15 protein-coding genes and 3 tRNA genes are annotated in these 12,299 nt (G+C 61.5%); 7 read left to right on the top strand and 11 right to left on the bottom strand.

Features of this window, described 5'->3' with window-relative positions; all coding sequences use genetic code 11:
* The 6 genes from rplL to secE all read right to left on the bottom strand — a co-directional run.
* Positions 1–291, bottom strand: a 291-nt coding sequence (gene rplL, locus J7557_RS19550; RefSeq protein WP_291421793.1) for a 50S ribosomal protein L7/L12, incomplete at its 3' end; no start/stop codon positions are given.
* Between the two features lie 57 nt (positions 292–348).
* Entirely contained in the window at positions 349–867 is a 519-nt protein-coding gene (gene rplJ / locus J7557_RS19545) for a 50S ribosomal protein L10 (RefSeq protein ID WP_291421791.1), read from the bottom strand.
* Positions 868–1,163: 296 nt separating this feature from the next.
* Positions 1,164–1,856 carry a 50S ribosomal protein L1 gene (gene rplA, locus J7557_RS19540; RefSeq protein ID WP_291421790.1) on the bottom strand — a complete coding sequence of 231 codons (693 nt, stop codon included), beginning with the start codon at positions 1,854–1,856 and terminating at the stop codon, positions 1,164–1,166.
* 5 nt (positions 1,857–1,861) lie between these two features.
* Complete coding sequence (rplK, locus tag J7557_RS19535; RefSeq protein WP_291408070.1) at positions 1,862–2,290, bottom strand: 50S ribosomal protein L11; 429 nt, start codon at positions 2,288–2,290, stop codon at positions 1,862–1,864.
* Positions 2,291–2,504: 214 nt separating this feature from the next.
* Positions 2,505–3,035: a transcription termination/antitermination protein NusG gene (nusG, locus tag J7557_RS19530; protein ID WP_035080778.1), complete on the bottom strand. Its 531-nt coding sequence runs from the start codon at positions 3,033–3,035 to the stop codon at positions 2,505–2,507.
* A gap of 36 nt (positions 3,036–3,071) precedes the next feature.
* Positions 3,072–3,266, bottom strand: a complete 195-nt coding sequence (gene secE, locus J7557_RS19525; protein WP_291421786.1) for a preprotein translocase subunit SecE — start codon at positions 3,264–3,266, stop codon at positions 3,072–3,074.
* A gap of 258 nt (positions 3,267–3,524) precedes the next feature.
* Between secE and J7557_RS19520 the strand changes: the two genes are divergently transcribed.
* The gene (locus J7557_RS19520) at positions 3,525–3,791 is read left to right on the top strand and encodes a hypothetical protein (protein WP_291421784.1); all 267 of its coding nucleotides are present in this window, start codon (positions 3,525–3,527) and stop codon (positions 3,789–3,791) included.
* A 7-nt stretch (positions 3,792–3,798) separates the two neighbouring features.
* Here J7557_RS19520 and J7557_RS19515 read toward each other — a convergent pair whose 3' ends face one another.
* A complete protein-coding gene (locus J7557_RS19515; RefSeq protein WP_291421782.1) occupies positions 3,799–4,500 on the bottom strand; it encodes a carbonic anhydrase in 702 nt (233 codons plus the stop codon).
* A 137-nt stretch (positions 4,501–4,637) separates the two neighbouring features.
* On the opposite strand from J7557_RS19515, the gene J7557_RS19510 reads away from it, so the two are divergent.
* Positions 4,638–4,713: transfer RNA gene (locus J7557_RS19510), tRNA-Trp, on the top strand.
* Positions 4,714–4,836: 123 nt separating this feature from the next.
* Complete coding sequence (locus J7557_RS19505; protein WP_291421780.1) at positions 4,837–5,622, top strand: phosphodiester glycosidase family protein; 786 nt, start codon at positions 4,837–4,839, stop codon at positions 5,620–5,622.
* Here the strand turns inward: J7557_RS19505 and J7557_RS19500 are convergent.
* Genes J7557_RS19500 through J7557_RS19490 form a run of 3 tightly spaced genes read right to left on the bottom strand, consistent with a single transcriptional unit; the run spans position 5,619 to position 9,079 of the window.
* Positions 5,619–6,581 (bottom strand): ABC transporter permease, encoded by a 963-nt coding sequence (locus tag J7557_RS19500; protein WP_291421778.1) that lies wholly within the window; start codon positions 6,579–6,581, stop codon positions 5,619–5,621. The two genes, J7557_RS19505 and J7557_RS19500, sit on opposite strands and share 4 nt — an antisense overlap.
* A gap of 2 nt (positions 6,582–6,583) precedes the next feature.
* Positions 6,584–8,104, bottom strand: coding sequence for a sugar ABC transporter ATP-binding protein (locus tag J7557_RS19495; RefSeq protein ID WP_291421776.1), 1,521 nt, complete (start codon positions 8,102–8,104; stop codon positions 6,584–6,586).
* A 42-nt stretch (positions 8,105–8,146) separates the two neighbouring features.
* The gene (locus J7557_RS19490) at positions 8,147–9,079 is read right to left on the bottom strand and encodes a substrate-binding domain-containing protein (protein ID WP_291421774.1); all 933 of its coding nucleotides are present in this window, start codon (positions 9,077–9,079) and stop codon (positions 8,147–8,149) included.
* A gap of 117 nt (positions 9,080–9,196) precedes the next feature.
* Here J7557_RS19490 and J7557_RS19485 point away from each other — a divergent pair, with 117 nt between their 5' ends.
* The 3 genes from J7557_RS19485 to J7557_RS19475 all read left to right on the top strand — a co-directional run bounded on the left by J7557_RS19485 (position 9,197) and on the right by J7557_RS19475 (position 11,834).
* The gene (locus tag J7557_RS19485; protein ID WP_291421772.1) at positions 9,197–10,648 is read left to right on the top strand and encodes an FGGY-family carbohydrate kinase; all 1,452 of its coding nucleotides are present in this window, start codon (positions 9,197–9,199) and stop codon (positions 10,646–10,648) included.
* A gap of 84 nt (positions 10,649–10,732) precedes the next feature.
* Positions 10,733–11,125: a DoxX family protein gene (locus tag J7557_RS19480; RefSeq protein ID WP_291421770.1), complete on the top strand. Its 393-nt coding sequence runs from the start codon at positions 10,733–10,735 to the stop codon at positions 11,123–11,125.
* 46 nt (positions 11,126–11,171) lie between these two features.
* Positions 11,172–11,834: an acyl-homoserine-lactone synthase gene (locus tag J7557_RS19475; protein ID WP_291421767.1), complete on the top strand. Its 663-nt coding sequence runs from the start codon at positions 11,172–11,174 to the stop codon at positions 11,832–11,834.
* An 85-nt stretch (positions 11,835–11,919) separates the two neighbouring features.
* On the opposite strand, the gene J7557_RS19470 is transcribed toward J7557_RS19475, so the two are convergent.
* A tRNA-Tyr gene (locus J7557_RS19470) sits at positions 11,920–12,004 on the bottom strand.
* A gap of 200 nt (positions 12,005–12,204) precedes the next feature.
* Here J7557_RS19470 and J7557_RS19465 point away from each other — a divergent pair.
* Positions 12,205–12,278: transfer RNA gene (locus J7557_RS19465), tRNA-Gly, on the top strand.
* The last annotated feature ends 21 nt before the right edge of the window (positions 12,279–12,299 follow it).

Here is a 12,299-nt window from a genome sequence, read left to right as displayed (position 1 = left end):
GGCCTTCGGAGCGCCTTCAACCAGGGCCTTGGCTTCGCCGAGACCCAGGCCGGTGATGGCGCGGACTTCCTTGATGACGTTGATCTTGTTGTCGCCGAAGGAGGCGAGGATCACGTCGAATTCGGTCTTTTCTTCAGCAGCAGCGGCCGGAGCAGCACCGCCAGCAGCGGCAACAGCAACCGGAGCGGCGGCGGAAACGCCCCACTTTTCTTCGAGGAGTTTGGACAGTTCGGAAGCTTCCAGAACGGTCAGGGCAGAGAGGTCATCAACGAGCTTGGCGAGATCGGCCATTTTTTACTCTTTCCAGATTGTGTTTCAGTTCGAACAGGTAGTTTTGGTCGGAACGGCTTATGCCGCTTCGCTCTTTTCGGCGTGCGCTGCGAGAACGCGAGCAATGCCCGCACCCGGCTGCACGAGAATGGAAGCGATGTTCTGTGCCGGCTGCTTGACCAGACCTGCGAGCTTGGCGCGCAGTTCGTCGAGCGAGGGCAGAGTTGCCAGGGTCTTGACGCCATCGACGTCAAGCGCAGTCGTACCCATTGCGCCACCGAGAATAACGAACTTCTGGTTCTTCTCGGCGAAAGCCGCTGCGATTTTCGGCGCAACGATCGGGTCTTCCGCATAGGCAATCACGGTCGGGCCAGAGAACAGGCCCGAGATGTCCGCGACATCGGTTTCCTTCAGAGCGAGCTTGGCAAGGCGGTTCTTGGCGACTTTGACCTTGCCGCCTGCCTTCTTGACCTGCACGCGCAGATCAGTGAACGCAGCAACGGAAAGACCAACGTTCTGCGCGACGACGATCGACCCAGCGCCCGCGAGGGCTTCCTGGAGCGACGCTACGACTTCGCGCTTTTCCGCTTTTTCCATGCTAGTCTCCACTAGACTAGGCCCAGTATGCCGAAGCATGCAGGGACCATTGCCAATTGCTGCCCCCTCCCCTTTTGGGTTCGGAGAGCAACGGTTAGGTGCCTGCCAACTGAGCGCCCGAGGGCCTCTGGTCTAGGTTCGAACCGAAACCGAAATTTCGGTGTCTCACCCCGTCTATTGCTGGCTCCGGATGGAATTAACGACCCAAGGGTCGGCCGGCAGTCTCGGACAGGACTTATGCCACTCTTGCGAGAGGCGACACCGGGCGGCCTAGACCGCCCGGAATTCTTGAAACTTTAGATAGCCGAGGACGGCTCGACATGGACGCCAGGGCCCATAGTGGAGCTGACCGACACGCGCTTGACGTAGGTGCCCTTGGCACCAGCCGGCTTGGACTTCACGACGGCGTCGGTGAAGGCCTTGATGTTCTGGAGAAGTGCTTCTTCCGAGAACGAAACCTTGCCGATACCGGCATGGATGATACCGGCCTTTTCGACGCGGTACTCGACAGCGCCGCCCTTGGCAGCACCGACAGCACCCTTGACGTCCATGGTCACGGTGCCAACCTTCGGGTTCGGCATCAGGTTGCGCGGCCCGAGGATCTTACCGAGACGGCCGACCAGCGGCATCATGTCCGGGGTAGCAATGCAGCGATCGAAATCGAGCTTGCCGCCCTGGATGATTTCCAGGAGGTCTTCGGCGCCGACGATGTCAGCACCAGCGGCCTTGGCTTCGTCAGCCTTGGCGCCACGGGCGAACACGGCGACGCGAACGGTCTTGCCGGTGCCGTTAGGCAGGGAGACAACGCCACGAACCATCTGGTCAGCGTGACGCGGGTCAACGCCGAGGTTCATTGCGATTTCGACGGTTTCGTCGAACTTGGCGGATGCCTTCGACTTGACGAGCTTCACAGCAGCGTCAAGCGTGTACAGCTTGTTGCGGTCGATGCCTTCGCGGCCAGCGGCGACCTTCTTTGCGATCTTTGCCATCTAAATCAGCCCTCGACCTGAATGCCCATGGAACGGGCGGAGCCGGCGATCATCGAGATTGCGGCCTCGACGTTGTCGGCGTTGAGATCAACCATCTTCTTCTCGGCGATTTCACGCAGCTGGGCCGTCGTGATCGTGCCAGCCGATTCCTTGCCCGGAAGCTTGGAGCCCGACTTCAGGTTCACGGCCTTCTTGATGAAGTAGGTTACCGGCGGCTGCTTCATCACGAAGGTGAAGCTCTTGTCGGCATAAGCGGTGATCACGACCGGAATCGGAGCACCCTTTTCGATCTCCTGCGTGGCCGCGTTGAAGGCCTTGCAGAATTCCATGATGTTCAGACCGCGCTGACCCAGAGCAGGGCCGATCGGCGGGGAGGGAGTTGCGGAACCCGCAGCAACCTGCAGCTTTACGTAGCCAACGATTTTCTTTGCCATTTTCTATCCTCTATGTGCCGGAACCGGCAGTTGAGCCGTGGTGCGGAGTTGATAGACGGCTTGGCGACCGCCATCCCCTTCCACGGGTTTCGAAGCACCGAAGTGCTCCGTTATCCGGCTTACGCCGGAATTTCTTGTTCGTCGTTCGAGAGGTCGCGATTTTCGGCTGACGCCAAAAACGCTGGGGGCGATTTTCGGCTGACGCCAAAAACGCTTAGACCTTCTCGACCTGACCGTATTCGAGCTCCACCGGAGTGGGGCGCCCGAAAATCGAAACTTCCACCTTGAGGCGGGAGCGCTCTTCGTCGACCTCTTCCACGATGCCATTGAAGCTGGCAAAGGGACCGTCGGAAACGCGAACGCTTTCGCCAACCTCGAAGCTGACGGAAGGTTTTGGATGCTCGACGCCTTCCTGCACCTGCTGCAGGATCGACATAGCTTCCTTTTCGGAGATCGGCATGGGCTTGTTATCAGCACCTAAGAAGCCGGTCACCTTCGGCGTATTCTTGATCAGATGGAAAGTCTGATCGGTAAGATCCATCTTCACCAGCACGTAGCCGGGGAAGAACTTGCGTTCCGTATCGACCTTACGGCCGCGACGGATTTCGACGACCTTCTCGGTCGGCACGATGACGTCGTCGAACAGATGTTCGAGCTTGGTCTGGGCGACCTTTTCCTTGATCGCGTCCGCTACCTTGCGCTCGAAGTTCGAGTACGCCTGAACAATGTACCAGCGCTTGGCCATGCCGCCTTGCCGCTCCTCGTTAGTCGCCTGATCCGCTTAGCGGATCGAAAGCATCATAGACACCAGCCACGAAATGACCTGATCTGCGAACAAGAAGAACAAGCTCGCAAAGGTCACCAGTACCAGCACCATGATGGTCGAGATCACAACCTCGTTCCGGCCCGGCCAGGTGACCTTGGAGGTTTCCGAGCGAACCTGCTGAAGGAAGGTGATCGGATTGGTACGGGCCATAGTCGATTCCGGTTGTTTTGGTGCAAAACCAAAGGCCGCGCAGGATTCCCGCACGGCTGGATTGGGGGGTATCTATTCAATCTCGACTGCAATTGCAACCGTCATTAACGGGACGGAAGGCTTTCGCCGTCACATGGCCGGCGCGCAACAGGCATAAAGCATATTTGGAAAAACCTGTGGAAGCCTCTTGCATCCGAATCAAGGTTGGAATTGGATTGAATTGCGACCAAAAGGTGGCGCCGCCCGGGGAGGCATTCTGTGTCTTTCGACATCAAGTCTTGCCAGCTTATGCATTTCGGTCCCCATAGGGCCATTGCGGGACGCGTCGTCGGCGCGGTTCGCGTTCGGATCGGCGAAGATTTTCTCGGCACACACACCGACTATACGCTCGACCTCAAGGTGAAGGCCGATATCGGCGCGGCAAGCTCCGAAGCCATCCGCCATGCCCTCTTGGGTCATGCCGCGCGCCAGCTCAACAAGCTCAAGCTGCGCCACCAGCAGCGCATGCCGATGGCGGCCGAGTAATTTCGTTTTAGAGCAGAGCCACCTGCCCTGTTTCCAGATCATATTGCGCGCCGACGATGCGCAGGCTGCCGCTTGTTACGCGGGCGGCAAGGATCGGTTCGGCCGTTTGGAGGCGGGTTACCGCGTTTTGCACATTGGTCGTGATGGCTGGGCCGAGCGGATCGGATGGCGATTGGGCCAGCGCCGCTTCGGCGGCGGGGCGGATCGGCTCGATCATATCGGGCAAGTGGCCGGGTAGCGCGAGACCATCGCGCACTACCTTGATGGCCGCATCGACGGCGCCGCAATTGGAATGGCCCAAAACCATGATCAGCGGCGTTTCGAGGAAGTTGATCGCATATTCGAGGCTGGCCAGGCCATCGTCATTGACGAAATTGCCGGCGACGCGGACGACGAAGAGGTCACCGGGGCCCTGATCGAAGGCCAGTTCAGGCGCGACACGGGAATCGGCACAGCTCAGAATGGCGGCGAATGGGCGCTGGGTCAGGGCGCGCGCGGCGCGGCCGACGGAAAAGTCAGTATTGGTGCGCTGGCCGGCGACGTAGCGGGCATTGCCTTCCACGAGGCGCTTGAGAGCCGCGTCGGGTGAGACGGCGGCGTGCTCTTGGGCAAAGGCCGGCAGCGCACTGGCCGAGAGCGCGGCGAGGCCACCCAGCAGAACGGAGCGGCGCGACGGAGCAAAGGTTTTTGAGTTACAGGCCAGACACATGACAGATCCCCCAATTTGTCAGGAGCAAATCTGGAGCAAGGAGATTGCCAAGTGGTGACCGGGGAGCAAACTGTGGGCGAACGCGCATGACCCACTTGCACGCCGCGCGCTTTGCTATTAGACACACCCTCGCCTGAAGGGGTTTAGCTCAGTTGGTAGAGCATCGGTCTCCAAAACCGAGGGTCGTGGGTTCGAGTCCCCCAGCCCCTGCCAGGCAATAATTTTTCCGACATTTTTGGTATCGCTGACCGCCGCAAGGCGGTTTCGTCATTTGCACGCGGGCCGCGAAAATGCGTCGCACTTGTGTGTGGAGCTTTGGGCAGCGACAATCCCGGCATGTTTATTCCCCCTGCTTCGCTTCGGACCGCAGCCATCTCGTTGCTCTTCGGCGCATTTTCCGTCTTTGTGATCACCCCTGCCCTGGCTGCGTCGAGTTGCGCGAAGGAAGAGTTCGAGGGCGCGCGCTATACTGTCTGCGATGTCGGCAATGCCGGGGACATCAGCTTGTTCTGGGAGGGCGAGGATGGGCCGTATCGCTCGTTCTCCAAGCTGGCGGATACGCTGAAGGCTGGCGGCGAAGAGCTGCGCTTCGCCATGAATGCCGGGATGTACGACACGGACTTCAGGCCTTTGGGGCTTTATGTCGAGGACGGCACGGAGAAGGTTCGGATCAGCACGGCGGAGGTGGCTCCGGGCACGCAGCCGATACCGAACTTCCTCAAGAAGCCCAACGGCGTTTTCTATGTCGGTCAGGACGGCAAAGCCGGCATCCTGACGACAGAGGAGTTTGTCGCGGCTGAGGTAAAGCCCCGGATTGCTACGCAGTCGGGGCCGATGCTGGTGATCGATGGGGAATTGCATCCCATGCTGATCCCCAATTCCACCGACAAGACCGGGCGTAGCGGGGTCGGCGTTTGCGAGAATGGCGTGGTGCGCTTTGCCATCAGCGATGGGCGCGTGAATTTTCATGAGTTCGCCCGATTGTTCCGGGACAAGCTGGGCTGCGCCAATGCACTGTTCCTTGATGGCGGGCGCGGCGTGGGGCTCTATTCGCCCGAGATGGGGCGCAACGACTTTTCCTGGCACGGCGGCTATGGGCCGATGTTTGGGATCGCCGACTAGCGCCTGCCCTGGGTGACCGAACTTGCCGCGACGGCGAGCAGGATCAGCGCGCCGACCAGAACCTGGCGGACGTAGCTGTCGACGCTCATCTGCGTGAGGCCATTGTCGAGGACGCCAAGGACGATGACGCCGACGACGGTGGCGAGGATGCGTGGTTCGCCGTGGCGGCTCATGGTGGTGCCGAGGAAGACGGCGGCGATGGCGTTGAGCATGAGGCCACTGCCCTGCACCGGATTGGCCGAGGCGACGCGGCTGGCATACATGAGGCCGCCCGCGGCTGCTGCGAGGCCGGTGAGCGAGAAGGCGATGAGGCGCAGGCGCTTTACGGCGATGCCGCTGAGATGTGCCGCTTCCATATTGCCGCCGATGGCGTAGAGGCGGCGGCCGTAGGTAGTTTGTTCAAGCAGGACCCAGACGGCCAGCACGACGACGATGGCGATAATGGAGAGGTTGGGCAGGCTGATCGCTACGCCGCCCCATTCGCCGAGCGGAATGCCGCCACGGGCGAAATTGCCGAAATCTTCGGGGATGGCGCGGCCGGAAATGGTCTTGCCGCCGCTGACCACAAAGGCGATGCCGGAGAACATGGTCATGGTCGCCAAGGTGGCGATGAAGGGCAGGATGCCGACGAGGCTGACCATGGCGCCGTTAAAGGCGCCGCCGAGGAGGCCGACGAGGAGCGCCACCGCGACCGCGGCCCAGATGGGTTGACCGGCGGCCATCATCAGCGCGGCGACGATGCCGGCGAGGCTGGCGGCGGAACCGACCGAGAGATCAAAATCGCCCATGACCATGACGATGGTCATGCCTGCGGCTACCACCATGAGCATGGAGGTTTGCTGGGTGATGTTGAGCCAGTTGCGGGCCGTGGGGAACGTCCCCGGCAACATCACGGAGAAGAAGATCAGAATGGCGACGAAGCCGATCAGCGTGCCGTAGCGGCGGATAAAGAGCTGCATGTTCAGGCAACCATGCCGGTGGCCCGGCCGTAACAGAGATTGATGAGATCGTCTTCGCGCAGACCTGCGGCGTCGACAGTGGTGGTAATTTCGCCCTGGCGCATGATGGCGATGCGATCGCTGATGCCGATCAGTTCGGGGAGATCGGAGGAGACGAGGATGACGGCGGCGCCCTTGGCGGTGAGTTCGCGGACGATGGAATAAATGTCGAATTTCGCGCCGACATCGACGCCGCGGGTGGGCTCTTCGAGGAGGAGCAGGCGCGGATTGCCGGCGACGGCCTTGGCGAAGACGACCTTTTGCTGATTGCCGCCGCTGAGTTCGAGGACGTCCTGCGCGGGCCCGACTGCCTTGAGACGCATATTGGCGCCAAGTTCGGCGGCGAAGCGCTTTTCGCGGTTGGGCGTGAGCCAGGTGCCGGCACGGCTCTGGCGCTTTAGGTGGGCCAGCGTGATGTTTTCGAAGATCGGCCGGCGCATGACGAGGCCCTCGGCGCGGCGCTCGCGGGGAACGTATGCGACCCCGCTTTGCCAGGCGGCGGCTGGCGAGGATGGGGCGTAGGGCGCGCCGGAAAGCGTCATAGTGCCGGCGGTCAGTTTGGCGTCGCCAAAGATGGCGCGGATGAGTTCGGCTTGGCCGGAGCCAGAGAGGCCGGCAATGCCCAGCACTTCGCCCTCGCGTAACGAGAGGCTGACCGGATTGAGGCCCGCGGTGGCAAGGCCGGATGCGGCGAAGACGGTAGTCTCGCGGGGTTGCGCCGTGGCCTTGGGATAGGCTTCTTCGACCTTGCGGCCGATCATCAGCGAGACGAGGTCGTCGTGGGTGATGTTGCTGAGGGCACCGCTGTCGATGGAGCGGCCATCGCGGAGGACCGTTGCCTTGTCGCAGAGGGCCATGATCTCGTCGAGGCGGTGCGAGACGTAGAGAACGGAACTGCCGGAGGCGCGGATTTCGCGCAGGACGCGGAAGAGGCGTTCGCTTTCGTCACGGGTGAGCGCGGCAGTGGGCTCGTCCATGACGTAGAGCTTTGCGTCGTCGAGAAGCGCGGCGGAGATGCGGACGAGCATCTGGTCGCCGAGGCTAAGTTCGCCAAGATTCTGGCTGGGGTCGATATGGTCGATGCCGAGGCGATGTAGGGCGCGCTGGGCTTCGCGATTGAGGGACTTCCAATCGACGAGGAGGCCGGCGCGGCGCGGATAGCGGCGGCCCATGAAGATGTTTTCGGCGACCGACAGGGTCGGGACGACGTTGAACTCTTGGTGGATGAAGCGAAGGCCGAGACGGTAGGCGGCTTTGGTTGAATCGATGCTGACGCGCTCGCCGTTGACGGTGATCTCGGCGGTGTCAGGCGCGACAACGCCCGCAAGGATCTTGATGAGCGTCGATTTGCCGGCGCCGTTTTCGCCCATCAGGGCGTGGATTTCACCCGGCGCAACAACGAGGCTGGCCCCGGACAATGCCGGAACGCCGGCATAGGCCTTGGTGACAGAGGTTGCGGACAGCAGAGGAACAGAAGGGGCCATGGTTGGCCCCTTCCCTATTGGATTTTCCGACAAGACGGCAACTTATTCCGCGGCGTTCGCCACGGTGACCAGCTTGGTCGGCACATAGGTCACCGACTGAAGGATTTCTTCGCCAGCGAGGACGCGAGCAACGGCTTCGGCAGTCGTAGCGCCGATGCCGGCGAAGTCCTGGGCGACGGAGGCTTCGAAATTGCCGCCGGCGGCGATGGCTTCGCGGGCCTGGGGATTGGCGTCGATGCCGGTGATGACAATGCCTTCACCGGAGCGGCCAGCATCTTCAATGGCCTGCAGGGCGCCAAGGGCCGGCTGGTCCCAGGCGGCCCAGACCGCCTTGATGCTGCCGGGCTCGGGATTAGCAGCGAGGATGGCTTCCATCTTGGCACGGCTGTCGGCAATGCCACCATCGGAGACGTCGGGCGTCACGCGGTCGAGCACATTGATGTCAGGGAAATTGCCGAAGACGGCATCGGCGACGACGCCACGCACCTGAACCGGCGGGAAGGCGTCGAAGACAAACATCACCACATTGCCTTCGCCCTTGATGCGATCGGCAACATAGGTGGAGGTTTCGGCGGCCATGGCATAGCCATTGGAGGTCACGTTGGTAACGAGGAGCGGATCGGCGCCCGCATCCATGCCGAAGACGGGAATGCCGGCATCCTTGGCGGCCTGGAGGCCCGCGGTCACCTGGGTCGGATCGACGTTGATGACGATGGCATCGACGTTTTGGACCACGAGGTCTTCAATGCGGCTGATGACGGCGGCGACATCGCCGGCAGTGTCGATCACGTTCACATCCCAATCGTTCTCGGCGGCGACGGCCTGGAAGGCTTCGACGTAGAACTGCGTACCCGGCTGGGCCATATAGGGGGTGACGATGGCGACCTTGGCCTGAGCCAACGCGGCGCCCGTGCCCAGAGCAGTGGTTGCGAGAAGAATGCCGGCAAATGCCAGGGCAGATTTATTGAGCGACACGAAAGAGCCCTCCTGCTATCCCCGCCTGCGGGACAGCCGGCGGTTGTTTTCCTTGTGCTTCAAGGCACTATAAGGGGCGCCTGCCGGACAGCAAGCGGGATTTCGGGGAGAATGGGCGTGGATTTTTGCCTCATTGGGATCGATATCGGCACGACATCCACGAAGGCGACGCTGATCGACCAGAACGGCGTGCAACTGGCAAGCTTTTCACGCCCGCATCCGACCTCGCGGCTCACGCCCGGCATGGCGGAGCAGGACCCGCAGGACTGGATGGACGGCGTGCTTGGCGCGTTGGGGCAGTTTTCGGGCGCCGTCGATCCCGCGCGGGTTTTGGGTATTGGCCTCACTTCACAAGTCAATTCGCATGTCTTTGTGGATGACAAGGGCGAGGCCGTGCGTGCGGGGATCACCTGGCAGGACACGCGGGCGGCGGGAGATGCCGCAAAGCTCGATGCGCAGGTGACGGCTGAGCAGAAAACAGCCTGGTTCGGCGGACCGGTGCCGATCGATGCCAGCCACGCTCTGTCGCGCATGGCCTTTGTGGCGCGGACGGAGCCGGAGAGCTGGGCGGCGACGCGACATGTGCTGTTGCCCAAGGATTTTGTGGCGCTGAAGCTGACGGGGGCGGTGTCGAGCGATCCGGTTGCGGCTGTTGGGCTGGTGAACGCCAAGGGCGCCTATGTGAGCGAGCTGCTCGATCTGCTCCCGGGAAGCGCCGGAAGGCTGCCGCCGCTGTTTCCGTTTCATCACATTGCCGGTCGGGTTCGAGCTGGATTGCCGTTTGCCGGCCTTCCGGTGACAGTGGGGGCCATGGATGCCTGGGCGGGCATGTTCGGCTGCGGCGTGGTTTCGGATGGCGATGCCATGTATCAGTCGGGGACGAGCGAAATTCCCGGCGTGGTCTCGAGCACAGTCGTACCGACGCCCGGCGTGATCCTCTTTCCGCCCTATGAGGGTATTCGCATGCATGCGGCTCCGACCCAGTCGGGTGGGGCAGCACTGAGCTGGCTGTCGACGCTTTTGGGGCGCAGCCCCGCTGAGCTTTCCGCGCTGGCAGGGACTTGCGAACCGAGCGAGGGCCTGCCGCTATTCCTGCCGCATCTGGCGGGAGAGCGCGCGCCGATCTGGGACAGCGCTTCGCGAGGCACCTTTGCCCGGCTCGACGCCAATGCTGGACCGGCACACATTTCGCGTTCGGTGATGGAAGGCGTCGCCTTCTCGGTGCGCTGGGCTTTCGAGACGTTGAGCCGGTCGGCGGGCGCAAGAATCGAGGTCGCCAATATCGGTGGCGGCGGTTCGCGTTCGGATGTCTGGTGCCAAATCAGGGCCGATGTGCTGGGCATGCGCCTCAGACGCACCACCGTGCCAGATGCGGCGGCGCTGGGCGCGGCCATTCTGACGGGCGTGGGCAGTGGGGCTTTCGAGGCGCTGCTGCCGGCGGTGCGGCAGTTGGTGCGGTTCGAACGGACTTTTGAGCCGAATAGGGGGTTGGCTGCGCTTTATGATGAGCGGTTCGAGCACTTCCGGTCGCTTTATGAGACGCTAAAGCCGTTCAACGCACGGTTTTAAGCCGGGTGTGTCGAAGCTGACCTCCCTCATTCGTTGCATAGGCGAGGGCGTTGCCCCTGAGAGCAACAAGAGAGGAGAACCAGAATGATCGATCGTTTGAACAGTCTCGCGCCAGCCGTGCTTGGCATTTTGCGGATCGTGACCGGCCTATTGTTCGTGCATTTCGGGCTGCAGAAGCTTTTCAATTTTCCGGTGCCCTTCCCCGTGCCGCTCGATGCGCTGACGACCACCGCAGGCGTGCTGGAGCTTGTCGGCGGGGCGCTGGTGCTTATCGGCTTTCTCACCCGCCCGGCGGCTTTCGTCCTCTCAGGCATGATGGCAGTGGGCTATTGGATAGGGCACTTCCCCATGGGCTTTTTCCCGGCCGAAAATATGGGTACAGGGGCGATCCTGTTCTGCTTTATCTATCTCTATCTGGTGTTTGCAGGCCCGGGCGCGTGGAGCGTCGATGGACAGCGGAACCTGGCCTGGCGCTGAACGCGGGACTCCGCGGGCGCCCGCCGCGCGATGGTCTGATCGAGACATGCCCGATATCGCATATGGGTCGGTCACGTTATCGTTCCCCGATTATCGCTGGGGGACGCCTATGCAATTTCGATTCATTACTCGACCGCATGAATCTGAACACCTACCGCAACTCGATGCGCTTTTTCGCGCACGGCATGCTGTCTATGCGGAGGAGCTCGGCTGGGTTCCGCGCTCTGAAGATGGTCTTGAGCGCGATGCTTTTGACACGGGCGCAGCCGCCTATCTGGTCGTTACCGATGGAGAAGAAGTGGTCGCTGGATCGCGATTGATACAGACCAACCTTCCGCATCTGCTTAGTGAGGTCTTTCCGACAATCTGCAATCGTAAGTCCATGCCTCGCGATCCTCATGTCGCGGAATGGACGCGAGGATTTATCGTCAGGCATCGTCGAGATGAGCGCAGCAAGATACTCATGGCCCAATGCTGCGCTGCCGTGCTGGAATACTGCATGCTTATGGGCTACCGGCAGGTCGGCGGTATCCAGGACCGAAAATGGCTCGCCCTATGGCGCCTGATGGGCTGGAAAGTTCATATCCATGGCGACGCCATCGACATTGATGGCGCACCTTGGCTGCCCGCATACTTCGACGTGACTGAATCTGCGTTGGAGGGTGCGCGAAGGATCGGCCAGGTATCGGGCCCGATCTTGAGCCAATGAGGCAGGGGGAGCGACGGTGACGCCCACCTTGGGGGCAACGACCTAGACCTGTTCTTTTGGGGGCGGCGGCCCGCCGGGGCCCGGGTGGTGGAGGGGACTGGATTCGAACCAGTGTACGCTAAGCGGTCAGATTTACAGTCTGATGGATTTAACCACTCTCCCACCCCTCCACATTCTCGGGTGAGACAACGAAGCGCTAGGCGTTTCGTCGGGGCGGTTTATGGTTGGCTGTCGCAAAGGTGTCAACACCCTTCCGCCACCCTTGTGCAGAAATCTTGTGATAGGTGAAAAAACTCGACCTATCCCCAAGCCCCACTTGCCTTGTTGTCCGGGTTCGGGATAAGCCAATTTCGGCTTTAGCCTCGTAAGGGCGGGTATAGCTCAATGGTAGAGCAGCAGCCTTCCAAGCTGAATACGCGGGTTCGATTCCCGCTACCCGCTCCAATTCCCCCTCATTCAGTTGCG

The sequence above is a fragment of the Devosia sp. genome, assembly GCF_017744655.1.
GTDB lineage: Bacteria > Pseudomonadota > Alphaproteobacteria > Rhizobiales > Devosiaceae > Devosia.
The sequence above is the reverse complement of the archived record's forward strand: the minus strand, read 5'-3'. Positions and strand labels throughout refer to the sequence as shown.